This is a genomic window from Fibrobacter sp. (assembly GCA_012523595.1).
Lineage (GTDB): Bacteria > Fibrobacterota > Chitinivibrionia > Chitinivibrionales > Chitinispirillaceae > JAAYIG01.
The window spans coordinates 1-25,817 of record JAAYIG010000205.1 but is presented as its reverse complement, the minus strand read 5'-3'; the positions used below and the strand labels follow the sequence as shown (position 1 = coordinate 25,817).

At 45.0% G+C, this 25,817-nt stretch carries 17 protein-coding genes and 1 tRNA gene; 6 read left to right on the top strand and 12 right to left on the bottom strand.

Annotated features, from left to right (window positions below; translation table 11 throughout):
- From GX089_14350 to GX089_14335, 4 genes are all read right to left on the bottom strand, one after another.
- A partial coding sequence (locus tag GX089_14350) for a hypothetical protein (GenBank protein ID NLP03671.1) occupies window positions 1–497 on the bottom strand: 497 nt, incomplete at its 3' end.
- Between the two features lie 449 nt (window positions 498–946).
- Complete coding sequence (locus tag GX089_14345; GenBank protein NLP03670.1) at window positions 947–1,909, bottom strand: radical SAM protein; 963 nt, start codon at window positions 1,907–1,909, stop codon at window positions 947–949.
- Window positions 1,910–1,982: 73 nt separating this feature from the next.
- Window positions 1,983–2,492, bottom strand: a complete 510-nt coding sequence (locus GX089_14340; GenBank protein ID NLP03669.1) for a hypothetical protein — start codon at window positions 2,490–2,492, stop codon at window positions 1,983–1,985.
- Between the two features lie 9 nt (window positions 2,493–2,501).
- Entirely contained in the window at window positions 2,502–2,705 is a 204-nt protein-coding gene (locus GX089_14335; protein ID NLP03668.1) for a DUF1573 domain-containing protein, read from the bottom strand.
- 441 nt (window positions 2,706–3,146) lie between these two features.
- Between GX089_14335 and GX089_14330 the strand changes: the two genes are divergently transcribed.
- Window positions 3,147–4,145: a DNA photolyase gene (locus GX089_14330; GenBank protein NLP03667.1), complete on the top strand. Its 999-nt coding sequence runs from the start codon at window positions 3,147–3,149 to the stop codon at window positions 4,143–4,145.
- Between the two features lie 468 nt (window positions 4,146–4,613).
- The gene (locus GX089_14325; GenBank protein ID NLP03666.1) at window positions 4,614–5,300 is read left to right on the top strand and encodes a type I 3-dehydroquinate dehydratase; all 687 of its coding nucleotides are present in this window, start codon (window positions 4,614–4,616) and stop codon (window positions 5,298–5,300) included.
- Here the strand turns inward: GX089_14325 and GX089_14320 are convergent.
- The 5 genes from GX089_14320 to icd are packed head-to-tail and all read right to left on the bottom strand — an operon-like array spanning window position 5,297 to window position 16,621.
- Window positions 5,297–8,587 carry a hypothetical protein gene (locus GX089_14320; protein NLP03665.1) on the bottom strand — a complete coding sequence of 1,097 codons (3,291 nt, stop codon included), beginning with the start codon at window positions 8,585–8,587 and terminating at the stop codon, window positions 5,297–5,299. The genes GX089_14325 and GX089_14320 overlap by 4 nt on opposite strands.
- A 10-nt stretch (window positions 8,588–8,597) precedes the next feature.
- Window positions 8,598–12,308 carry a hypothetical protein gene (locus tag GX089_14315; protein NLP03664.1) on the bottom strand — a complete coding sequence of 1,237 codons (3,711 nt, stop codon included), beginning with the start codon at window positions 12,306–12,308 and terminating at the stop codon, window positions 8,598–8,600.
- Window positions 12,309–12,346: 38 nt separating this feature from the next.
- Complete coding sequence (locus tag GX089_14310; GenBank protein NLP03663.1) at window positions 12,347–14,758, bottom strand: PorV/PorQ family protein; 2,412 nt, start codon at window positions 14,756–14,758, stop codon at window positions 12,347–12,349.
- A complete protein-coding gene (locus tag GX089_14305) occupies window positions 14,755–15,375 on the bottom strand; it encodes a hypothetical protein (protein ID NLP03662.1) in 621 nt (206 codons plus the stop codon). Before GX089_14305 ends, GX089_14310 begins: the two co-directional genes overlap by 4 nt.
- A 40-nt stretch (window positions 15,376–15,415) precedes the next feature.
- Window positions 15,416–16,621, bottom strand: a complete 1,206-nt coding sequence (icd, locus tag GX089_14300) for an NADP-dependent isocitrate dehydrogenase (GenBank protein NLP03661.1) — start codon at window positions 16,619–16,621, stop codon at window positions 15,416–15,418.
- 164 nt (window positions 16,622–16,785) lie between these two features.
- Here icd and GX089_14295 point away from each other — a divergent pair.
- From GX089_14295 to GX089_14285, 3 genes are all read left to right on the top strand, one after another.
- Window positions 16,786–16,857: transfer RNA gene (locus GX089_14295), tRNA-Gly, on the top strand.
- 132 nt (window positions 16,858–16,989) lie between these two features.
- Window positions 16,990–20,673 carry an ATP-dependent RNA helicase HrpA gene (hrpA, locus tag GX089_14290; protein ID NLP03660.1) on the top strand — a complete coding sequence of 1,228 codons (3,684 nt, stop codon included), beginning with the start codon at window positions 16,990–16,992 and terminating at the stop codon, window positions 20,671–20,673.
- A 126-nt stretch (window positions 20,674–20,799) separates the two neighbouring features.
- The gene (locus GX089_14285; protein NLP03659.1) at window positions 20,800–21,534 is read left to right on the top strand and encodes a hypothetical protein; all 735 of its coding nucleotides are present in this window, start codon (window positions 20,800–20,802) and stop codon (window positions 21,532–21,534) included.
- 11 nt (window positions 21,535–21,545) lie between these two features.
- Here the strand turns inward: GX089_14285 and GX089_14280 are convergent, their stop codons facing one another.
- Window positions 21,546–22,211 carry an HAD family hydrolase gene (locus GX089_14280; GenBank protein ID NLP03658.1) on the bottom strand — a complete coding sequence of 222 codons (666 nt, stop codon included), beginning with the start codon at window positions 22,209–22,211 and terminating at the stop codon, window positions 21,546–21,548.
- 3 nt (window positions 22,212–22,214) lie between these two features.
- Window positions 22,215–23,516: an aminotransferase class I/II-fold pyridoxal phosphate-dependent enzyme gene (locus GX089_14275; GenBank protein NLP03657.1), complete on the bottom strand. Its 1,302-nt coding sequence runs from the start codon at window positions 23,514–23,516 to the stop codon at window positions 22,215–22,217.
- Between the two features lie 312 nt (window positions 23,517–23,828).
- Here GX089_14275 and GX089_14270 point away from each other — a divergent pair, with 312 nt between their 5' ends.
- A complete protein-coding gene (locus GX089_14270) occupies window positions 23,829–24,989 on the top strand; it encodes a glycosyltransferase (GenBank protein ID NLP03656.1) in 1,161 nt (386 codons plus the stop codon).
- 14 nt (window positions 24,990–25,003) lie between these two features.
- Here the strand turns inward: GX089_14270 and GX089_14265 are convergent.
- On the bottom strand, window positions 25,004–25,817 hold an 814-nt coding region (locus GX089_14265), incomplete at its 5' end, for a hypothetical protein (GenBank protein NLP03655.1).

Below are 25,817 nucleotides of genomic sequence, written 5' to 3'. Positions count from 1 at the left end.
CCAAAGAGACTTATTGTATCTTCTCTGTCGAGAATATCGTCCACGATACCGTTTACCAGAGCATGATGTCCGCTCCATCTATGCTGATCCATCCCTTCAATGGTGCATTCTTTACACCTTACCGGGTTAAAGTGGACGTAACGGATTGCTTTCTCGATATGCTCCTTATCTGACTGGATTATCGCAGAGGAAAACCGGGTGGCAAAAACTGTTCCTTTGCGCTTATTGGTTCTATTGAAATATTTAGCGAATAAAAAGTTAACCCGCTGCATGAATTTGGAGATGGTTTCTTCGCTGGATTGAACCACCAGGTGATAGTGATTATCCATAATAGACCAGGAGAAGCACTTGAAGGAGTACTTTTCCATGCCAATAGAGATCTGTTTGAGAAGGAATAATTTCATTTTCTCACTGGAGAAGGCTTTGAGTTCAGGGATGCAGGCGGATCTGATTTGGTAGAAGGCGTTTGGGACGATCATTCTTGGTTTAGTTGCCATGAGTCCTCCTTAGCTATACAGGTGCATATCCCAAGTTCTTTCAGAGCAAAAAAAAAAGAGTAGCAAAAATTGTGTCAATTTGAATCATAGATTCACCTTTGGGGGTGACTCACTCCTGAGGTGAATTATTGCCTCTGCGGCCATGTGTCACTCATGTCACCTAGCAGGTAAGGAAGATTTTATGGTGACCCTTATTGACTTAGTTAAAAAGTCATCTCTGGGGTGAGCACACAGAGAAAAAATCACCCCTGAGATGACTTGCTGATCAAAGGTGTGTCATTAAATCATCTCCGGGGTAAATGAAATAAGAGCTGTTGTGGAATAAAGATATTTTGGTAAAGAATATTTGAAAGGATTCCTATAAGGCCTGGCAAACCAACAAATGGCTATCAAAGGAGAAGAATCATAGCAAAAAAAGATCGTTTAATGTTCCCTAAACCTCTCTGAGATCAGTTTGTTATCTGATCACTGTTCTCTGTTTTCCGGTAAAAAGTGCTTTCATTGACATTGTAAACAGAGATAAGCTCTCTTGAAATCAGATCCTCAAGCATTGATAAGAGTCGATTTATTGTTATACCGGTGATTCCGGAGAGCTCTTCAAGGGTTGAGGGCCGCCTCCTGAGAAGGCTGAGGACAGTTTCTTCTGTGGATGAATCAGATTTTTCCACCTTGAGTGTATCCTGATTCTTCCTGGAGATGATTTCGACCGGCAGGGGAGAGAAGAACCTTGCTATTTCAGACAAACTGCTGCTGTCAACCGTAGAAACCCATCTGCAGGCTCCGGGCCTGTCGAGACTGTTAAGCTGAACTCTTGCAGGATTGATCTGAAGCAGAGCAGATTTGAACGCCTGGAGTTCCTCCGGATTGTCATTAACCCCCGGGACAATGAATACCTCCACCCAGATGGTTCCTTTGTACTCACGTGAAAAGGAGATCAGCCCCTCAATAATTTGTCTGTTATCGAGGTTCTGATGGGGTCTGTTGACAGAAGAAAATGACTTGTCCGAAATGGCATCCAGTGATGGAAGCACAATATCACAAGGCATCACCTCTTCCCTGACCTCCGGTAGGTAGAAAAGGGTGCCGTTTGTAAGGAGTGCGGTTTTATAAGAGGGAAATTTCTCCTTGATATACCTGATAAGCGGTCCAAGAGATGTGTTAAGAGTCGGTTCTCCGCTCCCACCGAAAGTCACATAATCCAGTTCGGGATTTCCTGAAAGGTAATCTGTAATCTCCCTGGAAAGCTCGTCGAAACTAACGTATTCCTTGCGCTCAAGTGTCAATTCGGTCGTTTCTCCGCATTCGCAATAAACACAGTTCAGTGAGCATATTTTACCTGGGACCATATCGATTCCCAGTGAAATTCCCAGCCGTCTGGACCTGACAGGACCGAAAATATGAGCATATTTCATTGATATTCTCCAGATACAAAAAAAGCCCGGGGATACTGATCCTTACCCCCGGGCAGAAATAAATTTATGTAACTTAGCGAACAGTTACAACTATTTCACGCTTTTTGGGGTGATTGGTCTTTATGGTAAGATTCCCTCCCCTTTTATTACCCTTTTCAGAATCAGGCAGAGTAATCGAAAGAGTATACTCCTGAAATTCTTCTTTTGGTTCACCTGCCTTGGTCAAACTGAAACCGGCATAAATTGGCATCGAATTCTGCCATTCAGGAACATTGTCCTCTGAAGAGGAATATGGTTTAAACAGTACCTCAGTCACCTTCAGATCTTTCTTGCTGGTGACTATAGTGATTTCCCCTATCAATTGCTTATTATCATTTGACCTCAGGTAGACATAACTTTGTTGAGTATAAATATCCTGCCTTAACGTTCCGCCAAGAGAAATGGTCATATTCGGTGAGTTCTTGGCGTTCGAGATAATGGTGATACTTTTCCTGAAAGGTCCGTTGTGAATGCCGCTCAGTTTGATCTCCGGAGTTATTTTGCCTTCCCGACCGGGAAGGATGATCGAGTCGTACCCGACCACTGTGCATCCTCACCCAGGCTTTACATGCTTTATGACCAGCGTGCTGTCTCCGGTATTCTTTACCTTAAAAGTATGTTTGAGGGAACTCATCTCTCCCTCATGAATTATCCCGGCATCGTAATTCGCATTGTCAATGGAAATCATCGGAGCGGATATGAGCATTGCCGGTACTGCCAACACCCCCAGTATCAGTCCCTTAAGTGAGTTTTGCATTATATCCTCCACATGGATTAACCAGATAAGCAAAAATAATACATTGCAACCGATATCTATAAACATTACCAAAAATCAGCACCGGTATTGGCGGTAAGGAGCATTACGAATCTACCACCAGAATTATTAATTTGACGGTTTTGTTTCCTGAAATCGCTCAATTATCTCTGGGGTGAAAAAGTGACTTAAGAATATGTCACAGATTCTTCTCAGAGATGAAATAGCAGCTTAAGGTTTTTAGTCGGATGAAAAATATCAAATAAGGCAAGTGCCTCCGGGATGGAACAGTGATTTAAACAGGTGAATCACAAGATAATCTCAGAGGTAAAATTACGCCTGTTTTAGCCTCGATACCGGACAGTAATGAATGAACGTATATTTAGAAGGCTGAACTGTGAAAATCTCACTGCAGCAGTTCAAACAAGGTGAGGATAAATCAAAATGCTGCAAATAGACAACTTACAAAACATTCCTCCGGAAATCGCCTCAAACCGCGCCGCTGTGATCACTGCAAGAAACAGGGGAGAGTTCTGGAAACCCTGTCCCGGAACATCTGAATATCTCTGCTGCGGTTATCAGATAATTACCCCGTCAACCGGATGCGGTATGTACTGCAGATACTGTATCCTGCAGGCTTACTTCCCCTATCAGTGCCAGGTTCTGTTTGAGAACCTGGATGACTTGGAGAGGGAGATAAAAAGCAGGCTCGATGGCAGAGAGGATATAATCCGTTTTGGGACCGGGGAGTTTGGTGACAGCCTTTTTTCTGAAAAGAAATTCGGAGTGGCCGAAAAAATCGCTTCTTTGCTTCAGCCTTATCCAAACGTGATTGTGGAGTTCAAGACTAAAAGCTCGGATATCTCTGCTCTGTCCCGGATAAAAATTCCGGAAAAAGCCATAATTGGCTTTTCTCTTAATACTCCTGAGATGATCAGGTGCATGGAAAAGGGTACCGCATCACTTCAGCAGCGCCTCGATGCTGCAGCAAGATGCATTGAGATGGGTTTTTTTGTTGCCTTCCATTTCGATCCCATGTTTATCTATGATAATTGGGAGCAGGAGTACAGGGATGTGGTAAAAGCGATCTTTCGGACTGTATCGGATCCGGAGAAAATCGCCTGGATAAGTATGGGTGGATTCCGCTCGATGCCATCACTGAAAACCTTTCTTAAAAAAAAGGGCGAACACCTTCCTTTGTTTTCTGGAGAGATGATCTCTGGTGTTGACGGGAAACTGCGATATTTCAGACCTCTCAGAGTAGCTCTCTACCGTGCAATGGTTGATGAGTTTAATAGACACTGTGCGGATATAACACTCTACCTGTGTATGGAAAGTCCCGAGGTGTGGGAAGAGGCAGGGATGATGAAACGCATTCCGGAGGGGCTCGCAGAATATCTGGATAAAAGTGCCGCGCGAATGCTAAAGCTCCCCGTAACCTGAAAGAAAAAAACTGATAACCACTCACCTCAGAGAGGTCAATGGCTTAGGTCACAAAATCACTTCAGAGGTGATTTTGTGATTTCAAAGGATTAAATCGTCATTTTGAGTTATTAAATTTCCTCAGAGGTGATTTTTTTAACTTAACAGTATAAGTCAATAATTTACCCCAGAGATGATTTTTTGATTCAGCGTATAGTCATTAATTCACATCAGAGGTAATTCATAACCTGGCACTGTTTTTTTAAAAGAGGTGATGATCGATCCATAAAGGACCAAAGTCTCAAATTCATCTCCGAGGTAATTTAACCTTTACCTCGGAGTCGGCTTTTTAATTTAACATTTTAAGTTATTCTTTCATCTCAGAGGTGATTTTTTGACTTCATGCCTTAAGTCACTATTTCACCCCAGAGGTAAATTATATTTTCCGACATACCCTTTCCCCAGAACAGCCCCTGAAAGGAGATCTTAATGCTCAAAATAGGTGACCTTGAACTTGGAACTAAACCCATCATTGCGGCAATCATTGATGAAAAGATTCCACTTGAAAAGATCCAGGAACTCAAACAGGAGGGGGTAGGGCTGCTTGAGATCAGAGTCGATTGTTTCAACAGGCCGATAAATGAAGTAACTCAGTATATGAAGGAAGTCAGGGATTCTCTCCTTATGCCCACTATTGGCACGATCAGAGAAAACGATTCCAACAGGGATTCACGGGTGGGCTTTTTCCGGCAGATAATGCCCTTTGTTGATTGTGTGGACATAGAGTTGGGATGCGGGATTTCCGATGAGGTAAGGAGACTTGCCGAAGGGAAGACTATCATGGTCTCTGAGCACAACTTTATAAATACCCCATCGTTCACTGATCTGCAGATGATTGTTGAAAGGGCTCTGGGACAGGGAGCGCAAATTGTAAAGATTGCCACTATGGCTCTGTCACTGGAAGATGTACGGAAACTGTTGAGATTTACTGAGGATTGTGATGAGCCGCTTGTCACGATTGCCATGGGGGCAGTTGGAACTGTGTCCAGAATTATAGCTCCGCTTTTCGGTTCTCTCTTTACATACGGGTACATCACCCGTCCTGTTGCTCCGGGGCAGGTCTCAGTATATAAGCTTCTGGAGGAATTTCGTTTCTATTATCCCGGAGTCCTTTAATAGCGGTTGGATAATCTAAACTGCTTCCGATAGTCGGGCTGAAGAATATTGGACCAGTTGTCAAAATCGTAACCCAGAGAGAAAGAGAACCGGTTACCTCCGAGCGGTGGCGCCAGATCTAAGCCCCGATCCCATCGGAATTTAAGAGCAAGAGGATAGCTGCTGAATGTGATAGCTTCCAGACGCATTTCCAGACCAAAATAAAGCAGCCAGTCTTCCCGGTTGAACTGGAAAAACTCCTGAGGCCTGTCCCATCCTGCTCCGGCACCCACATTGATGCATCCGTAAAGCCTTTCCAGATAAAGAAAACCAATTTTTTTGTCAATCAGACCCGGCCATAGTGGAAACCTGTACGATGCCTCAGCGCTTATAACCGCTTTTCCTGTAACAACCAGCGTGTCTTCGGTGATCATCACAGTGTCCTGATCATCAATATGTTTTATCTTTTGATCACGATAATAGTAGGCATAACCGGGAATCCAGGTGCCTGGGAGATAAAAAGATGGCAATACCTGTTCCTGATCCTGCTTTAAGACATTGAGGTAAGTTCCCAACATGTCAAAGTGAAGGTCATGTTTACCATACCAGGGTGCTGCAATTCCCATCTTCGCATGTCCCAGTATCTGCTGGAAGAGGTACTTGTCATACAATTCTTTAGGCATGCTGCTGTTGGGGTCAAAGCTGTTTTCCTCTTTGAGAGAATTCTGTCTCCAGAAATCGTATTGCAGTTTTGCTGCAAGTCCCCTGGGTGAGATATTCATCTTCGGTTCGCGAACAACGAATCCCATCGTTCCCATCGCACCGATTCTGAACCCTTTACTGAGATTGTAATAGAAGACTCCTATGTCACGGAGATCTTCCAGATTCATGTTTACATTGTAGATATTGGCACCCAAAAGCAGGCTAAGGGCCAGGAAGTTACGAAGCTCCGCATATGAACCGCCGAAATAGTGAGAAATCAGGAGGTTCATGTTATGAAGCTGCATATTATACGGGAGTTCCAGTACACTCTCTTCCGTTTCATCGAAAAACTCATCGATATCGGCGATTCCTCTCAGCATGTAATCAAATGAAAGTGTAAGAGGAAGGACTTGTGTGACACCGAAAACCCCAACATCGTAATTGGCTTTTGTATTGATTCCACCCTGGTCCGGGGCGATGAAATCAAAGAGACGTTTCGGTTCAAGAAAGAAAAAAGCGCCGATTTCCGAGCCGGCTCCTGAAAGGGTGAGCGGTTCGATCAGGTTGAACACTGCTCCCATCTTGACAGTTGTAACGCCCTGCTGTGAATTGTCCTTTTCTGTAACAAGTTGTTCTGCCATAAGGATGGGTGATATGAGAAGCTGGCGAGGCATCCATTGATACGGACGGGGGGCGCTCATGCTGACATCTTTCAAGGTGTCAACTTTAACTCTCCTGTCATTCAGGGCAACAGCAGTTTGCGATTTTCCTGTCGCTTTGATTGTGTCTATGACATAAATACCGAACCCGTCCTTGTCATAACCGGTATATGCCATCCTGGTGCCGTCAGGTGATATTGACGGCTGGAATGCTCCGCCGGAAACATTGGTTACCTGCTCGATAATCCCGCTTTGTAAATCGTATCTGTAGATATTGAATATGCCTGTGCGGTCTGATGAATAATAAAGGTATTTCCCGTCAGGACTGAAAACCGGATCTCTCTCGTCACAGCCTGAATCGGGCAGAATACGGCAGGTCCGTGTCAGCGTGTCAAAAATGCCTATATTACGAGTTTCTTTCTCAAAATAACTGAATGCAATACTTTTGCCGTCGGGTGACCAGTCGATGCTGTATATAAATGAAATCTGTTCTGAATCTGAATCAGGGTTAGGGTAAAGAATCTTCTGTACTTTTCCGGCTGTATCGGTCAATGCCAGATAAAACCTGTCTACGTTTCTGCGTGAATACGCCAAGTGTTTCCCATCGGGGGAGAATGATGCGCTGAAGACGGATTGTTTCTCTGTAACCTGGCGCATTGTTTTCTTTTTGAAGAGTTTGAAATCTTTTTTCCAGGAAGGAAGTGTATCAATAAAAAGATCGAGAACTTTTACACCACCCTTTTTCGGTGGAAGCTCTGATTTTTTGCTTATATTGCTGATATAGCAGATTTTCCCGCTGCCCGGATGAATGTTGTAAAAACCGCCCGTCGGGAAAACCGGATTCCGAATGCCGGTTGTATCTACTGTATCTGAGACAGGAAAAAGGCAAAGCTGTTTTCGTCCGTATTCGTTCTTTCCGTTTGACAGAAAATAAACCTTGCTGCCGTCAGGGGAAAACCTGGGCCACGCATGCTCAAATCCATCCCTGCTGATCTTGCGTCCGTAAACTTGTTCGCCGATCTCTTTTATCTGTCCCTTATACCGAACCACAAGAGAGTTCTTCCACTCTCTGTAGAGTTTCTTTGATGAAATCCCAAGCACCTCTTTTATGGATCTGTCAAAATTGAATCTTGCTGCTTTTGAACTTTCACGCAGCAGTGATACTACTTTTTCGTAACCGTATGTTTCAGAGATGTATTTAACAAGAGAGAAACCGTGGTTGTACGCTTTTTCATAATCGTCACTTCTTCCGGTGAACACCTGCATGTGTTCCCAGGAGAGAATTTTATCTGAAAGAGTGAGGGTTCTCAGTATCATGTCTCTGTGAGAGTCCCAGGTATCACTGCCGTGGCGTGAGCTTTCGTACTGGGCAATGCCTTCCACAAACCAGGCAGGGAGGATTTCATTCGGTATTGAATGAAAAGCTTCAACTCTTCCTTTCTCATTAGGATGAGAGAAGAACCCCAGGCGGAAGTCGATAATCTGAGACGGGAATTTAAGTGATGACCATATCGACACTACGTGTGCGTACTCATGAGTCACAACATCGTTTATCCAGTTATGACTGCCTCTCATGTTGAAATCAAAATCTATGGCCCAGATTGTTATTGTGTTTGAATTGGCAAAGGCCCAGCCGTTGCTAACATCGCCATTTAGAATAACTACCTCGGTTTTATTGGGCAGAACAAGATTATATATGTCTCGGTAGATCTTATATAGCTCTTCGAGTTTGTTTGCGACCGGTTCCGCCAGATGTCCGCAGCCATCTACATAGTTAATACGGAAATGGTCTGTATCGACCGTATAGTATTTCAGCCCGAAGGAGTTGAAATTTGCGGCGGATATCTCATGTACATAAAAAGAAACTGCTGAAAGAAAAAAGATGAGAAGATTCCTGATTGTTCTGCGGTATCTTCTCTTCGGGTATAATCCACAGGATATGTTCATATTCTTCCCGCTACCTGACTACCGCCATTTTCCAGTATTTGACATGTTTTTTCCCGGCGATAGTGGCTTCCAGTCTGCAGCGGTAAACAGCCGGCCCCAGCTTGCTTATATCTATTATATGTTCATTCCAGTCAGGGAAACTTCCGGTAAGCTCTGACGGCGGATTGCCCATAGTTGTCTTTGAATAAACAGGGAATCCGGAGAGGCTGAATATGTCAAGTCTTACCTTCTCCGCTCGCCCGGAAAATGCGTATCTGAATACGGCTTTTTTGCTTCCGTTGGTGGGATTGGGGTAACTGAACAGCCGGATCGGCTCCTTCTGCGCTGCTGTCACAGCCGGATTGCTTCCTTTGAAAGCAAATGACCGTCCCTCATCATAGCCGGCCATCGGCCAGAACAGAGTGTCGGGAAGAATTCCCCGGTCCAGTCTCCATCTGTAAACCCATCCTCCGGATGACACCGTGAAAAGATCAGGACTGCTGGTTGGATCTGTAAAGCCTGCCATGGGACCGGTTACAGGTGATGAACCGGTTGTAAGAGGCCAGCTCGACTGAATAAACTTGGTTCCGCTGTACAAAGGCCGTTTTCCGTTCTCATCCACAGCATCGATCAAACCACCGGGGATCACATAGGGAGCGATCAGCGAATCATTCAGGTCGAGAATAGTGTCTATCTGTGATGATGTCAGATCCCAGATACTGTCCTTTGTGCCGTCAGGATTGGTGTACCAGATAGTTCCTTTGCGCTTGTCAGCTTTGGTTACACGTGAAAGTGTAAAGGTGACTCTTTCACCTGTCATGGATGAAAAAACGACTGTGGGCTTTTTATCCGCACCTGTGACCACTATCGGGGCCGACATCACGCTTCCACGCTGGTACCAGTAGCGGGTATCGAGATATGCAGGCCATCCATAACAGAGTACTCCCTTGTAATTGAGTGCATAAAGCCCGTTTGTGCCGCTCACCAGGATATCAAGATACCCGTCTCTGTTGATATCTGCCAGCGCGGGAGGGGAGAGGTTTACAGGCAGTCTGGAACGGCTATCCTTTTTGCCCTTTCCGGTATCGTATGTGTAATAAGTTGCCCAGTCCACCCCTTCTGAAAGCCAGCCCGGCGCAAGTGAAAGATCCAGTTTATATACCCACACTCCATGTCTGCTGTCACAGACAACTATCTCGCTTGAATTGTCGCGGTCCAGATCACCTGTAACAAGTGTATAGGGCCCTATTCCGTTGACTTTTACTGAACTGTCAATCCCGGCACCCTCAGTACTGCAAAGTGACAGTGTGCCATCATTCTGGATAACAGCAATAAGCGACGGATTTTCTCCAATAGCTGCCAGAGCACTTACTTCGCTGTCTGAGCGCAGTTTGAGGACTGATTTTTTCTCTTTTAATTTGCCGAAAATCACTCTCCCATTACTGCATCCTGCGGCCCACAATGAGTCCGTGTAATTACAAATGTAAGTGGAAGGTTTGACACCCAGAGCTATTGTATCAAATCCGTTCTGAGCGGATGAACTCAGATTTTCAAGAACATAGATCCTTCCATCCGAAGAGGGAATCATTACTTTTCCGGCAACAGCAGAGGGCATTGAGACAACACCGCCGATGCTGTCAAGAAAGAAAATCGTATCGGCATTGTGTATGGTATCACCCCGCAGATCGACACGGTCCACTGCCAGGCTTCTTTTATTGTAGATATTTTCCTTGGATTTGTCCGATGACCATGCGTAAACGTGCCCCGATTTACTGACCAGAACAAATTCTTTCCCTTCCGATGTTCCGTCCAGTTCACATAGCAGAGGATCGAAATAATCACCGGGAGCGGCGCGTTTTGGCCATGAGGGAACAAGATAGTTCCAGTTGATTTTTACATTGAAGACGCTGTCGGAGAAATTTGCCACTTTGTGGAAATTGCTTCCCCGTGCAAGAAGCATGTGCTCCTTGCGTGCCTTGGATGAAACCGGGTTAAATTGCAGTTCCAGATAGGTGTGCCCGCCGTCATTGCTGCGTGTCGAAGGCCTGGTATATGGGCCGAATTTGTTTACAAGCACAGAAGACCGGTTTTCGATGGATGTCTCGTGTGGAAAGACGTCTTCAGCCCCTCCGTAATCGAATGCAGCCTGATAGAATGCATCGGTGAACATGATTCCCAGATCTGTGATACCATCCGCTTCGATCAGTGAAATGCCTCTGTAGGATGAGTCGGCATTGACCATGTTGTATTTGAGCTTGTCCCGTATCACCTGCTCGTTAACATGCCAAACAAGCACTCCCGATGCAGGGAGGCTGACATCGTTGTTGCGTACCGTCTGGATCACCCCGGATTGCTGAGAAACCGAGACAACATTGGAATCGATATTGATATTGTAGGGGTAGGAGGCTATCACAACTCCGTAATCGGTAGTATCATACTTGAAAAGATTTTTATTGCCTGAGAGGTTCCTCTGCCTGTTTTCAATCAGGTAGTACTCATGCTCATTAAGCGGGACCATCAGAATGGTTGTGTCTTCTCCGTAAACACCTCCGCCGTCAAGTACAGATGTGAGAGCTTTGACATTATATGAGCCGGCGACACCGGTCGGGACTACTTTTACTTTGTCCCAGCCCATGAATGCTCTGACCCAGGCAGAAGGGTAGGGGGGGATAAATCCGTTTCCTGCAGAATAGCCGGCGAAATCCATTATACAGAATGCCCCGATGCCTGAAATGCCTCCTGTAGTGGAGAAAAGGTCAGGAATTCCGATCTGACGGGCAATCTGGTTGACAAGTATGCCCTGGATCCCCCAGTTCAGTCCATCCTGATTGGATGTCTCTGAGCACATCATCACTTCTCTTATCAGCAGAGGCTCTTTACCCTGCACAGTGATCCCATTGGATGACAGGCCGATAGTGTCTCGGAAATAACGGAATGCATCCTGATCTATAAATGCGTCGAGAAAATCTGAAGGGGTGTCCTGACCCATTGTTCCCTCCTCACCACCATCGGTGAGATAGGAGGAACCCGCATGAAAAATCAGAAACACAGTTTTCCTGTTGTGAGCATCCCGTATTGTGTTGTCCGATTCTTCAAAACGCAGTCCCGAGAAAGGGGAATTCTGTGGATTCTTTTCAGCACTTTCCAGAGCATCTTTTACAAAATGCATCAGTCCGATGCTCCTTCTGTAATAGTAATCATCCCAGGTTTCCTGCCTTTTTTTACCACCCGGTGAATAGTAGGTCATCTGATGGGGAACTGCATATCCAATCTCTCCGCTGCCTTCAGGATAGATTGAGTACTGAAGACACAGTTTCCCCCCGGAGACTTTGTCATAATAAGCTTTTACAGTTTCAAGCTGGCGGGAAAAGTATAATGAATCGTGCGGGCGTGAGTCGAACTTGTAAACTGTATCACTGTTGTAATACTCATTTTCCTCTTTATCTCCTCCGCCTCTGATACCGAAAAGACCGTTTCCGGTGGTCAACTCCGATGAGTCTCTCTGACCGCCGTTGAATTCGATCCTTATTGCGATTATGTGAAGGGTGTCATTTTTCCCTTTATGGAAATTAATTGACCACTGATGATCGCGGGCAGTCTCAACCAGATTCTGAGTGGAAACACTTTTAAAGAGGTATGGGTGAATGCCTCGCGGACCTCCTGTCACACTCTCCTGACGAAAAGGTGCAGCCCCGAGAATCGACGGTAGAAGAAAAAGAGTAAAAATGCGATAAAAGTGCATGCTCTGTTCCTGAAAAATGGCAAGCGGGTGCCATGGAGTTAAAAGTTGACCAGGAAGGATGCTCTCCACTGGCCGTGTCTGACCCCGGTAGCTCCCTCTTTCTTATCGTTAAATACCTGAAGAAACTTCTTCATAAAGCCCTCGGGTGCTACAATATAAGACCAGTCAAAATTCAGTGTCCCGTAACGTAAACCTACTCCAAGGGTAAGCTCGTATCTCTCACCTATATAGTCTCCAAGAAATCCGGACCGAAGGGCCAGAAAATTGGTATACCAGTATTCCAGTCCAAGATTGAAGTTTATCTCCTGAAGCTCATACTTGAAATCCTCTTCTTTGTCAAACAACAGATCAGTTCCGATGGCTTCCCAGAAATAATCCGGTTTATCCGCGTTGTTTTTGACAACTTCTTTGTGAAGGTCAAGCAGTATCTTGAGATCGTGCACTGGAGTCTGCAATGCATGGTACACCAGTCCTAGCCTCAATGTGAATGGTATCGGATCAGGGTTGTCACGGTCGATGTAATAAATATGGGGACCCATGTTCTGGGCTATAAATCCTAAGTCGAAATTGGGCAGCAGGAAATTGCGCTTGAGTACTGATGCATCAATAGCGAATGTTTGCCCCACACCTTCACCATTATCTCCATAACCGGGAGCAAGTGCACTTACAACATATTTAATGTTAAGACCTACCGATAAATCCTCCTTTATTGGCAAGCCATAGGAAAGTCCGAATACTCCTTCCCAGGAACGTACTTTTTCTCTTTCTCTGCCAAGCGCATCAGTAATCTGATTTTCTCCCATATTGATGTAGTTGATCGAAAAACCAAGTGTCCCCCAGTCCTCAGTCGGCCAGATAAAGGCTCCATAAAGATGCCACAGTTCTCTGAGATGCAGTGCGGGAAGAAGCGGCTCAAATGAGAGATAAGCCTGTTTTTCCGCGATATCATACTGGTTCACTGCTTTATCTGTTGCAATCCACACATCATTGCCGTTTACGCTCAGCCCATTTACATAATCACCTGATAGTGCATTTTTGGAATGAAAAAACTTCCACTCCGGTTTCTTCTCTACCGTGTTACCCTTATTATCAACTGTTTTATGTCCTCTTTTATAGCTGATCACTCCTTTATCTGTACCGATCCAGACCATCCCCGATGATTGTTCTGTGAAAGAAGTAACTTTGCTTTCAGGAAACTTGTGTTGCTTCCATGATGATTCGTCATAAATGGTTACTCCCATTTTTCCACCGATCCACAGACGCTTTTCCGAGTCCATGAAAAGTGCGGTCACCTGAGTTGAAAGTAAGCCGTTTGATGAATCAAATACGGTGACACTCTCATCATTTATCTTTACTAACCCGGAATTTGTCCCCGCATAGAGGATCTTTCCCTCCCCAAAAGCTACAGCGGTGATTTCATTTGAGGGCAGTCCGGAGGAAGTGTCATAGGTTTTCCAGTTGCCAGACCTGAAAACAGCAAGTCCCTTGTCGGTTCCTGCGGCAATGTCTCCGTAGCGACCGGCAGCAAGAGTTTTTATGTTGTTTGAAGGTAGCCCTTCATTTGTAGTAAATATCTGCCAGGTGGTGCCGCTGTAACGCCAGAGGCCTTTTTCCGTACCTACCCACACTCTTTCCGACTCGTCAACCAGAATCGCTGTTACACTGTCATTAACAGCAATTCTGAAGGGAATTTTCAGTTCCTGAAGATCTTTAAGATCAGTATCATCCATACCGAAAACATTGTCCAGAAGTTCGGAAAGGGTGTCAGCTTCTAAAGTGTCAATCACACCGCTGAGAGCCTTTTTGATTGTCGATACTGCGCGTTCAAAGGAGGGAATTTCACAGATCTGCCTTGCCAGAGCTTTGGAGAGAGAATCTGCCTTTTGGGTGTTGTTTTTAATAAAATGCTTCATGAGGAGATCTTTAACCGCGGCATGCCGTTTCATTCCAATGCCGTTTTCGCTCTTCAATACCCATGCAGCCTCTTTTTGAAGCTTTTCATCATCAACCTTCAGGTATTTATCAATTATACTGGAGATATTGTCGTTTTCTTCAATGAGATAAATCTCACCAGATTCCCAGCTTTTTCCATTAAAACGATATACTCCTTTCTGGGTTCCCACCCAGATTTTATCCTTTGGCCCAAACTCCTTCTTCTTTTTTGAAGAGATAGCGGTGAACACTGAATTCTTTTCAGGCATATGGATTTTCCAGGAGTTTGCCTGAGGTGCCAGTCCAAGTCCGGCCGGATTGTAATAGGTAGCACTCGCATCCTCGGCAGCACCTGTGAATGCTTCTCCCATACCTGTAGCACGGGCTCCCGGGGGAAAGATCAGTGTTATTACAGCGGATTCTCCTACGCCGGCCCGGATACTTGTTCCTGAGAGGAAGAGGAGAGTGATAAAAAGGGATAAACGATTAAATAGATTTCCAGTGGCTGTAAAATTCATGCGGATGTACCCCATAAAGCGTTTATTTTGATGGTTGTTTTCCAATCAGGAAGTGGTGGAAGTTCTTCACCTTTGAAAAAAGGAAGCATACCAGATTCGGTTGTATCGGTAAGTTTCTCTTTTCCATGATGTGGACGGATGCAGGTTGTGCAGCCCAGATGAAAAGGAGGTATTATATCTGGAAACTTGAAAATCTCCTCACGGGTCACAAACTGCCCCTTGTTCAAGAATTTTTTGCACTCAGGACAATCCTCAGGAAAAAAGTCATAGTAATAAAACTCCACTCCCTCATTATCGCCCTGCTCAATAACCTCGAGACTATTGGCCATCGTTTGTTCCCACTGGCTGAGGATGAGTTCCTTATCTTTTTCAGAAAGCAGGAACTTACCTATATCTTCGTTTAAAGAGCTCAGATATTTTCGGAGTTCCTCAATTCCTGGCCTGATATTCAACAATCCATCCCTGGGACTCCTTCTTACTATTGAGTAGATACCGCTGGCATGTATGATTGGATTCTGGATCTCCTCCTGCTCACTCTCACTCTTGTTCAAGCCGACTCTGATTGCCAGAATTATCAATACCAGAAACAGTATCAGTCCGATAATAGCTAATACCATAAAAGCTCTTCCCTGGTTATTGTATTAACTCTTCCGCCGGTTACATGCATTCTACTATTCTCTGTCCGAACCTTGAGCAGGAGACTGTTTCCGCTTTTTCCATAAGGCGGGCAAAATCGTAGGTGACTGTTCCGGATTCTATAGCCCGTTCGATCCCTTTAATCACCAGGTCCGCCGCTTCAGTCCATTTCATATATCTGAGCATCATTTCACCGGAAAGGATTACAGATGAGGGGTTTACTTTATCCTGATTGGCGTATTTCGGGGCAGTTCCATGTGTTGCCTCAAAAATTGCATGTCCGGTCTGATAATTTATATTCGCTCCTGGAGCAATTCCTATCCCTCCAACCTGAGCGGCCAGAGCATCTGAAATATAATCACCATTGAGGTTCATTGTTGCTACAACATCAAACTCATCAGCACGTGTAAGAGCCTGCTGAAAGAAAATATCCGCTATTGCATCCTTCAGAAGTATCTGTCCTTCTGCCGGTTTTCCTCCGCACTCTTCCCAGGATACTACTTTACCACTGAACTCCCTTTTTGCCAGTTCGTATCCCCAGGCCCTGAATGCACCCTCAGTAAATTTCTGAATATTCCCCTTATGGACCAGTGTAATACTCTTTCGATTATTCTCGATTGCGTACTCTATGGCTGCTCTTATAAGCCGCTCCGAACCGCCTTTAGAAATCGGTTTGATCCCGATAGCTGAGTCCTGACGAATCTCCCAGCCATATTCATTTTTCAGAAATGCCAGTAGTTTGGCCACTTTCTCTGATCCGCTCTCCAGTTCCTTCCCTGAGTAGACATCTTCGGTGTTTTCCCTGAATATCACCATATCTACTTTTTCAGGATTTTTTACCGGTGATGGGACTCCCTTAAAGTACCTCACAGGCCTCAAACAGACATAGAGATCAAGAATCTGCCGCAAAGCAACATTCAGGGAACGGATTCCTCCGCCCACCGGAGTAGTAAGCGGACCCTTGATTCCCAGAAGATATTCCCTGAAAGTGTCTATTGTTTCCTGCGGAAGCCAGTTTCCTGTTGTATTAAAAGCTTTTTCTCCAGCAAGAACCTCTTTCCAGACAATACTTCTTTTCCCGTTGTAGGCTTTATTCACCGCCTGCTCAAGAACGTACTTTGATGCACGCCAGATATCCGGGCCGGTACCATCCCCCTCAATGAAGGGAATTATGGGGTTGTCAGGAATATTCAACTTCCCGTTTATCATCGTAATTCGTTCAGCCATTTTAACTCCAGAGGTATTTAAGTCAAAAATATTTCCTGTCACGAAGATATCCCAGATTCTGCTGGTGATCCCCGGTAAAATTACTAAAATAGTTCTCCCTCGTGTCTGATTACAAGAGAGGCTATTGACAATTCAGCCTTTTAGGATTTATCTTCTCAACTGTTGCGGGAGTAACTCAATGGTAGAGTGTAACCTTCCCAAGGTTAAGGTTGCGAGTTCGATCCTCGTCTCCCGCTTTTTCCCTCCTTCATTTTCCTTTCAAATTTTCATACCCAGCCAGGAATCTTAGAACTGTTAATCTCTGCCGGCTTATCCTGCAGCATACATCATCTATATTAATTTCACCTCTTTTCGGGCGTAATATCAGGATGAGTTTTCACTGCCAGGAACATCTGCCGATTTATCAGTTGAAAGAAGCGATAGTCGAGTCTATTCGCTCAAACCAGGTAACTGTTGTTGCCGGGGAGACCGGATCAGGAAAAACTACACAACTGCCGCTTTTTTGCCTGGAAGCGGGAAGGGGAGGGATGGGACGGATCGGCTGCACCCAGCCCAGAAGAATTGCAGCAATCTCTCTGGCCAGGTATGTCAGCACTCTTTTTTCTGATCCCGGACAGGTTGGCTATAAAATCAGGTTCCGGGAAGATCTCTCTTCTGATGCAAAAATAAAATTCATGACTGATGGCATTCTTCTTGCCGAGATTGCCGGTGACCCGCTTCTCAGTCGGTACGACACACTGATAATAGACGAAGCCCATGAGAGGAGCATCAATGTGGATTTCCTTCTTGGCTTCATGAGAAGAATCCTGTCGCAGAGACCCGACCTGCACCTTGTTATCTCCTCGGCAACTATCGACACCAGACTTTTTTCCCGTGCCTTTCATAATGCACCGGTTATCACCGTTCCCGGACGCCTCTTTCCGGTTGAGATAAGGTACAAACCGGTAATAGAGTTGTGGAAAGGGGAGAGCATGGACTCTTATGTTGAGGGAGTGGTCTCATCTGTGCAGGAGATCATAGGTTCTGGTGAAAAAGGAGATATCCTCGCTTTTCTCCCCACAATTGACGATGTAACAGAAACTGTTAACCGGATAAGACAGGTGACCGGGGAGAACTGTGATGTGCTTCCGCTTCACAGCCGCATCTCTCCTGAGTTACAGCAGAAAATATTCAAGTCTTCAAAGAACCGTAAAATCATAGCTGCAACCAATATCGCAGAAACATCGATTACTGTTCCCGGTATCCGTTTTGTAATAGATACAGGACTTGCAAGGCTGCTCCGATACGAGCCGATGGCGGGTTTCAGCCGTATGCCGGTAGAGAGGGTCTCGAGGGCATCTGCGGATCAGAGGGCCGGAAGGTGCGGACGGGTACAGGATGGTATCTGTATCAGGTTATATTCTGAACAGGATTACCTGTCAAGGTCCGCGTTCACCACACCTGAATTGCGCAGAGCCAATCTCTCCGGTGTTATTCTGAAAATGCTCGCACTGCGGTTTTATGATGTCTCAAGGTTTCCATTCCTGCAGCATCCACCCATGAAGGCTATTCATGATGGCTATCAGCAGTTAAGAGATCTTGGTGCCATTGACAAAAAGAACAGGTTGACCTCGCTGGGAAAGAAAATGGCACTCCTTCCTGTCGACCCCAGACTCTCCCGCATACTTCTTTACGCAACGAAACACGGAGCGGCAAAAGAGATCCTGATCATTGCATCAGCCTTGTCGGTTGAAGACCCTCTATGCGGTGTAAACGGGCAAGCTCGTATCTTCCGCAACCCGGAATCAGATTTCCTCAGTTATCTCAATCTCTGGTCTGCATTGCAAAGAAGAATCAGAGGTAAAAAGCTTTCCGCATCTTTACTGAAGAAATTCTGTTCCGATTACAATCTTATGCCGCTTCGTATCAGAGAGTGGTATGATGCCCACAGGCAGCTTGAAAGATTATGCCGCTCTATTCATGGCTTTCTGAATCAACCTGACAGGAAAGCTTCTTCCGAAGCAATCCATAAAAGCCTGCTGGCTGGACTCAAAGATGGAATAGCGTTCAGAGTCGATAAGGGGCTCTATCATGGGATAAGCGGGGAGATCCGTGTTTTCCCATCTTCTGCCCTGTTCAGGAAAAATCATCAATGGGTCCTGTTTGCCGAGATTGTGGAAACAAGCAGAGTTTATGGAAGAATCGCGGCTGTGATCAGACCCGGATGGATCGAGGAGATTTTCAGGGATCAGTGTTCCTATTCAAATCATGACCCCTGGTTTGATCCTGAAAGCGGAACTGTAAAGGCATATCAGGAAGTCACATATAAAGGCTTATCACTTGTCCACAATCGTATAGTCGATCTGTCCTCTGTTGATAAAAAACTGGCCGTTGAGATTTTCATAAAAGAATCGCTGGTAAAGGAAAAGGCCGGCCTGAAGTACCGTTTCCTGCAGAGGAACCATGATTTGCTCCGGGAAATCAACACCGCAGAACGCAAGCTAAGGAAGCGCCTGATCCACGATGAATCGGACCGTGAATCTTTTTACGAGGAAAGACTTCCCGATGTATCCACTCTGCAGGAACTAAACAGGGAGATCCGCCGGCATGGATCAGACTCCTTTCTGATATTTAAACCCGCTGATCTCTCTCTTGAAGAGTTACCGGACCTTTCAGAGAATTACCCTGATCAGTTGATTCTCTGTGGAGAGATTGTTCCTGTAACCTACTCCTATTGTCCCGGTGAAGAAAATGACGGGGCATCGGTGGTGATCAGTGAAGAGATCTACAAGTCAGTACCTCTTTACTACTGGGAGTGGCTGCTGCCCTCATTTCTCGAAAAAAGGGTTGAAATCATTCTTGATCTGATAAGAGATAAACTGGAAAGCCGCAGTGTTCTGCGGCATGATGCCAAAAGGGAGCTGATGGAAAAACTGAGTGTTGCCGATGGTTCTTTTCTAAATGCAGTGTGCATGTATGTTCGTGAACTATTCAGTATTCAGATCTCCCCGGAACAGGTTCTGAAGCGCATTCCGGAGAATCTGTGGCTCAGTGTGACTGTAAAAGGCAGCAACAGCATCATTAAGTCCAGATTCCGTCTACCCTTAAGTAAACCATCTATTGAACATCCCGGATGCAGAAAGCGAAGCAGGATCTGGGGACCACTCTGCTCTGAATTAGAGAAGGATTTTTCGGAGGTGTGGAATCAGCCATTTCTTCTGAAACCCGTTCCTGTAAAGCCGTCAGGGAACCTTATACCTGTCAGAATGATACCTGCTCTCTGCAGAGAGGATCATAGTATTTCTGTAAAGGCTTTCTTTTCACCATACTTTGCCCGCAGTGCTCATTCAGAAGCTATTGCACACCTGCTTGAGACTAAGCTTGTGGAAAAACTTGCCTGGGAACTGGAATCTTTCAGACTGTCGCTCCAGCTTGTTTATGCATACAAGGATCTTTGCAGCAGAGAGGAACTGCATGATACCGCATGTCGCATCTTCACTGGTAAAATACTCTCATTGCCGGACCCTTTACCCGACAGCAAGAGTACATTTCAGATTCTGTACCAGGATGCTGAAAACAGAATTCCCGGTACCGGACAGAAGACAATTGAACTTCTTGACAGGATCATCTCGGAACTGAATGCCTGTTCCGCGCTGCTGGCCAGGAGAGAGCGAAAATACGGTAAAATCCTGTCAGGTGAGGAGTTTAAAGAGGCAGTCAACAATTACATTGGAATACTTTTTAATGATGCTGTTCCGGCTGGGTTTATCGAAAGGCTCCCGGTTTACATCAGTGGTTTAGGAAACAGAATCAACACAGCTTTTTTTGAACCGGCCAGATACCGGGATATTTCTCAGAAGATAAGGTTCTTTTCCTTGAAAATCGAGAAACTTATTGCTAACCCCAATCTTACCTCTTACGAAAGATTATCTGCCTGGGAACTGAGAATTCTTCTTGAGGAACTAATTCTTTTTTATTTTTCCGGCAGCTCCCCAAAAAACCGTATCTGTGAAAAAGAGCAGATCCTGCATGAAAAAATGGGGCAATGGAGTTATGCAGCTTTTAATTCCTGACCTGATATCCTTCCCTTATTGTTCGATTCCTAAAAGCATGGTAAAATTAAAGCCAGATGGCTCTGTGCGGAAATTAACTTATCACTGAACCGGTAACAGATCTCCAAAGAACAGACAAGATTCAAGATGAAGCGGAACATTTTAATTCTGATTCCAGTTTTCTTTGTTGCCGCGGTAATTTCAATTACCTGGGCGGAACTGGAAAGAAGAAAAGAATTTGATCTGCACCTGCCTCTTATCTCCACTACAATCAAACCCAATGGAGAGATCGACGAAGTATTTGTGACATACGAAAATTCTCATGAAGGGTGGGGAATTTCACCTGGTGATGACAGGTATGTTAAAGACAACAGGAAGCTTCGCCTGGACCACACTTTTAGAGAGATACCTCAACAGGCATATCTGCTTAGCCCCTTTGAAGCTGAACTGATCAACAGGGTCGCAGGTGATTTGAAGGAGGTCGTCACGATTCTCGAACGGGATCTCAAGGGGGAGAGGTGGGACCGTGTTTTGTATCTCGATGCTCATCTGCCCCATTTCCTTAAGAATTTCTACTATCTAATCTGTTCTGCCCGATGTTCCTATAAAGCGCTTCCAGTAGTAACAGCGATTGCAGATTCTCTTTTTGAAAACAGTGTGACATCAAAAAAGAGTGACATAAGGATACGAAAATGGCGGTTAATTCCCGGTCAGATCATGAAATTGCGTATTGCAGCAAAGGAGCTTGCTTTTCAGATTGAGCAATGGCAGAAGAAGGAGTTGGCAAATCCAAAAAGGGATGCATGGGAAGATAGTTCAAAAAAGTTTGCAGAATCCTATGAGTTATTTGTGCGGCTCTATTTCAACCTGCCGCCCCGATAGCGGCCCTTGACTCAGCAGAGCAGTTTCAGTTCTTCAACTGCTTCATTCCAGGTCTTGCCTTCACTTGCAGGTCTGTTATTGACCTTTAAAAATTTCATTCCTGCTGCTCTGGCTGCCTCGCCGTCAGTATCATTCCTGTCGCCTACTACCAGAATCTTGTCAGGGGAGATCCCCCATTTTGAAGCGATGTCAAGAAACGGTCTGGGAGAGGGTTTCAGTGCTCCGGCGGTTTCAGACGATGTGACGAGATCGAAGTAAGAATGGGCGATACCCAGTCCATTCATGCGCTCCTCCACCTGCGCATAATCTGAGAGGACCGCAAGCTTGATTCCAGCGTTTTTCAGTGATTCAAGGATTGTGGCTACAGAACGGGAACCGCGGAAGACACTCATTACCGAGATAAACGCCGGGTAAAAAGATTCAAGTATCCAGTTCTTTGCCTGTGATGCCGGGATCTTTTCTGATCTGGCAAGTATCTCGCTGATGGCATCGAGCAGCTCATCCCGGGATCCCATCTCCTTTCCGGCAAAGCGCTGACGAATCTTTAAAAATCTGGGAAGACGAAGAATGTGGGGGAGTATTTTCATTGTCAGCAGGGGCCGCATTACCCAAGTCATCCGGTACAGCGTACCGTCAAGATCAAAAATTACCCCCGCAATTCTTCCTTCATCACTCATGATTCAATGGGTGCATTCCTTTGCAGCCTGATAGATATTTTCCAACAGCATTTCGATTGAGTTGAGAGGAGTAGATGAAAAGGCTATTCTTATCAAATCTTTTTGTGCGACAATCCCTGTGTCGTATTTATCAAGTAACACCCTTCGTACTCTTTCTGCATCACCGCATTTAACCTTTACGCACATGAAATAACCTGAATTGAACGGAAGGGGAGAAAAATAATCATAGTATTCAGGATGCAGGGAGAGCAATTGACGGATTTTCTCATATCGGCGCTTAAGAATGGAATATTTCTTTGCTTTTTCATCATTATAAGCAGCATTGGAGTATGCTGCAAGGAGAAGTGTCTGGGCGATATTGGAAGCATTGGAGATATTGCCCCGAATCGCTCCTGCCGTTTTTTCTTCAAGTGCGGAGTATAAAGCATCTGAATTGAGTTTTGTCGCAAATGTAACGAATCCGACTCTGAAACCCCAGACATAATCCTCTTTTGTCGGCCCGTCAAATTTTACTGCCAGGATCCGTTCATGCGCATCTGCAAGAAGTGAAAACATCGATTCTTCCAGGATTCCCTGTTCAAACACCAAGCCGAAATAGGCATCATCGATAAAAACAACTATTTCACTTCCTCTGTCTGCCTCTTCAACCAGAATCTTCCTGATCTCTTCTGCTTCCTGAACTGTTACCGTGTATCCGGTGGGATTGTTGGGAAAATTGAGTATAACGATCTTTTTCCCAATTCCTGATTCCTGGATTTTACTCCTCAACCCCTCGATATTGAACCTGCAGTTATCCACAAATGTGGGATAGGAGTCAATCTTACCATGATATGCATTATTGAAAATCAACTGGTAGTTTTCCCAGAACAGATCGGGGCAGATCACTCTTTCGTTTTCATTTACAAAAAGATACCCGGCCATTGATAAGCCGTGAGTAAGAGCGCATGTAACAATCGGAAGGCTGAATTCTTTGCCTTTAAGAGAGGGATTTTTCCGGTACATCAGATCTTTCCAGATTTTCCTTATCTCAGGACGTCCGAAACTGGGGGCGTATGAAAATCCCTCCTTGTGTTTGAGATTCAGAAGTGAATCCAGTGACTCAAGAATCATGGGAAAGCCATTGTCTTCCAGGGCTGTACCGATTGTAGCATTGATTTTCTTGCCTCTTGCTTCTGCAGTCTGGGAGAGGATTCCCTGTTTGGGGAAGTAAATTGCTTTCCCTCGTTCAGAGAGAAGATTGAAGACGTGGGGATTAGCCGAACGAATGCTTTCGTTCAGTTCCTGGGCTTGCGGATCGAAGGCCATGACAGACTCCTGAAAGTATAACAGCTACTCACAAAAACAGCCGGAAGATAAATCACCATTGATTTAATCTTTCGGCTGCATTTATTGAGTTGGTTTTTTCCAAAGACTATGAAAGATACCTAATGCCGATATTGGTGTCAAAAAAAGATTGGTTGTTGTAAGTTGGGGAAAATCAGGGCATAAGGTGTAACACCGCGCAGGTTTCGCATGGCTGTTTGCAGAGGAGAGCTTAAAGGGTGCTGAAACGCGGAGTAGATTTTTGTACCAGGAATAATCTTAAAACAATATAATAATAGAATCTGGAAACTGCTCTTGACGGGGGTATTTATTAATCTCGTATTCCTTAACCAGAACTTTCTTGTACAAAAAGAAGTTATCTCCTCTCTCAGACGCGTTCCGGGATTGTGTGTTATAGTTCTGGATATTACCCCTGCGCCGGCACAGGAGCAGGCGGCTTATGCGACAAAGATCTTCAAGGAGCATAGTTGCTCAATACTGTTTACCATAAATGAGTGGGGACTGGATTGCGATGGCCTGATAGCGGATTTTCTGGGAAGGGAAAAGATTCTGCATATCAACTGGTGTGTTGATGATCCTTTTTTCGAAGAGATAATCCATACCAGGAAATTCCGTAAAAGTGATTTTAGAGTCGACTTCGTTTCCGACCGGGATTATCTGGAAAAGATGAAAATGAGAGGCTATAATGCCCATTATCTCCCTCTTGGCACCGATCCCTCTATCTTCTACCCTGTCCAAACCTCCTTATCAATCGATTCATCATTTGTCGGAAGCTCCTATCTTGCCCAGGTAGATGAGTTTGCCTCTATGGCCGAGAGCTTTCTTGCAGAGATGGTACCGTTTCTTGCAACCCTTTTAAGCGAGTACAGAAGGAATAATGACATCGATATCGATAAGATGCTCACTGAAAAAGTTTCTGAAATGAACCTGCCGGATGGTTTACACCCCGACAAAGCGGTGTTTATCTCCAAGCATCTTGCAGGGTATCTTTACCGTAAAGAAACAGTATTATCACTTGTCAGAAAGTTTCCGGGATTCAGAATTTACGGTGATAATGGCTGGTTGAGAGAAATGCCGCCTGAGAGACTTGGAAAAGTAGTATACGGGGATGGGCTCAGGGAGATTTATAATTCCACAAAAGTAAATATCGATATCAACCGCGTTGTAATAAGAAATGGTTTTACTCAGCGTGTTTTTGATGCCCTGGCATGCGGCGCGTTCCTTATCACAAGTGCCAAGCCTGTTGTGGCTGACCATTTTGAAACCGATGGTTCTCAAAGGGAAATTGTCACATTTAAAAATGCTGATGAGCTTGCGGATCTTGTCAGATACTATTTGACTCATGAAAACGAACGGATGGAAATCGCCCGCCGGGGGTATAGAAAAGTCCTGACATTACATACCTATGATCACAGGATAGCTGAAATTTTTGATACCTTGACCGCTTTATGTTGAATTTACAGGATCAACTACTTTAAACCTGCTTTGAAATTAAAAATGCCGGAGTCTGGTATTTTTACTCCTGACTTGTAAGCGGTAATCAGCTCCTGTAAAGAGATCTCTTCAGGCTTTATAAAATTGAGGTCTATAAGAAAACGGTTGACCCCTGCTTCCTGAAGCTTTTTTTTGCGCTGGAACAGACATACGGTCTTTTTTGACAGAGTATAATACAGGCCGTTTCTTTCTGCTGTAAAGAAACAGTTTCTGTGTGGATCAAATATGCCTCTGTCTGAGTCAATCCCCGGTTTTATACATGAAACAAATAAGGGTACACGGGAAAAAAGACAGATGATTCCTTTTGAGGATGCCGAATTACGGATGTTAAGATACTCGTCCTCAAGAGAATATGAAAAAACGGAAAATCCAAGCTTCTCCAGAGCTCCCTGTGAAAACCGGTTGAGGGCCCAGATCGGGTTATCTGCTGAAACATCTGTTCCCTCAGGGAAAAGGAAAACCTGCCCGGGATTAGTGCATGTCCATTTCTTTATACCTTTTTCCGAGAAAGCCTTAATCAATTTTCTCCAGCGCCCCAGTTCATACTCCCGTATAAAAGGCGGGAGAGATGGTCGCAGTCTGGATCGCCATACACGAAGTGTTTCGCTGTCATCAAGAAGTGTATTCAGGCGGTCATAATCACCTGTAAATACCAACTGGCTGCATGGCGATGACATAAGAGGCTCCAGCCATCCTGTATCGTCAATTTTTACCCAGAGCTCGGATCTGTTTTTCTGAGTGCTTGTCTGGGGAAAATTCCTGAGGATCGACTTTGCCGGGACGAAAAAT

Excerpts from the sequence above, each read along its gene's own strand:
- GX089_14345 (NLP03670.1), bottom strand. The coding sequence starts at position 1,909 with ATGAAATATGCTCATATTTTCGGTCCTGTCAGGTCCAGACGGCTGGGA.
- GX089_14335 (NLP03668.1), bottom strand. The coding sequence starts at position 2,705 with ATGCAAAACTCACTTAAGGGACTGATACTGGGGGTGTTGGCAGTACCG.
- GX089_14330 (NLP03667.1), top strand. The coding sequence starts at position 3,147 with ATGCTGCAAATAGACAACTTACAAAACATTCCTCCGGAAATCGCCTCA.
- GX089_14325 (NLP03666.1), top strand. The coding sequence starts at position 4,614 with ATGCTCAAAATAGGTGACCTTGAACTTGGAACTAAACCCATCATTGCG.
- GX089_14320 (NLP03665.1), bottom strand. The coding sequence starts at position 8,587 with ATGAACATATCCTGTGGATTATACCCGAAGAGAAGATACCGCAGAACA.
- GX089_14315 (NLP03664.1), bottom strand. The coding sequence starts at position 12,308 with ATGCACTTTTATCGCATTTTTACTCTTTTTCTTCTACCGTCGATTCTC.
- GX089_14310 (NLP03663.1), bottom strand. The coding sequence starts at position 14,758 with ATGAATTTTACAGCCACTGGAAATCTATTTAATCGTTTATCCCTTTTT.
- GX089_14305 (NLP03662.1), bottom strand. The coding sequence starts at position 15,375 with ATGGTATTAGCTATTATCGGACTGATACTGTTTCTGGTATTGATAATT.
- icd (NLP03661.1), bottom strand. The coding sequence starts at position 16,621 with ATGGCTGAACGAATTACGATGATAAACGGGAAGTTGAATATTCCTGAC.
- hrpA (NLP03660.1), top strand. The coding sequence starts at position 16,990 with ATGAGTTTTCACTGCCAGGAACATCTGCCGATTTATCAGTTGAAAGAA.
- GX089_14285 (NLP03659.1), top strand. The coding sequence starts at position 20,800 with ATGAAGCGGAACATTTTAATTCTGATTCCAGTTTTCTTTGTTGCCGCG.
- GX089_14280 (NLP03658.1), bottom strand. The coding sequence starts at position 22,211 with ATGAGTGATGAAGGAAGAATTGCGGGGGTAATTTTTGATCTTGACGGT.
- GX089_14275 (NLP03657.1), bottom strand. The coding sequence starts at position 23,516 with ATGGCCTTCGATCCGCAAGCCCAGGAACTGAACGAAAGCATTCGTTCG.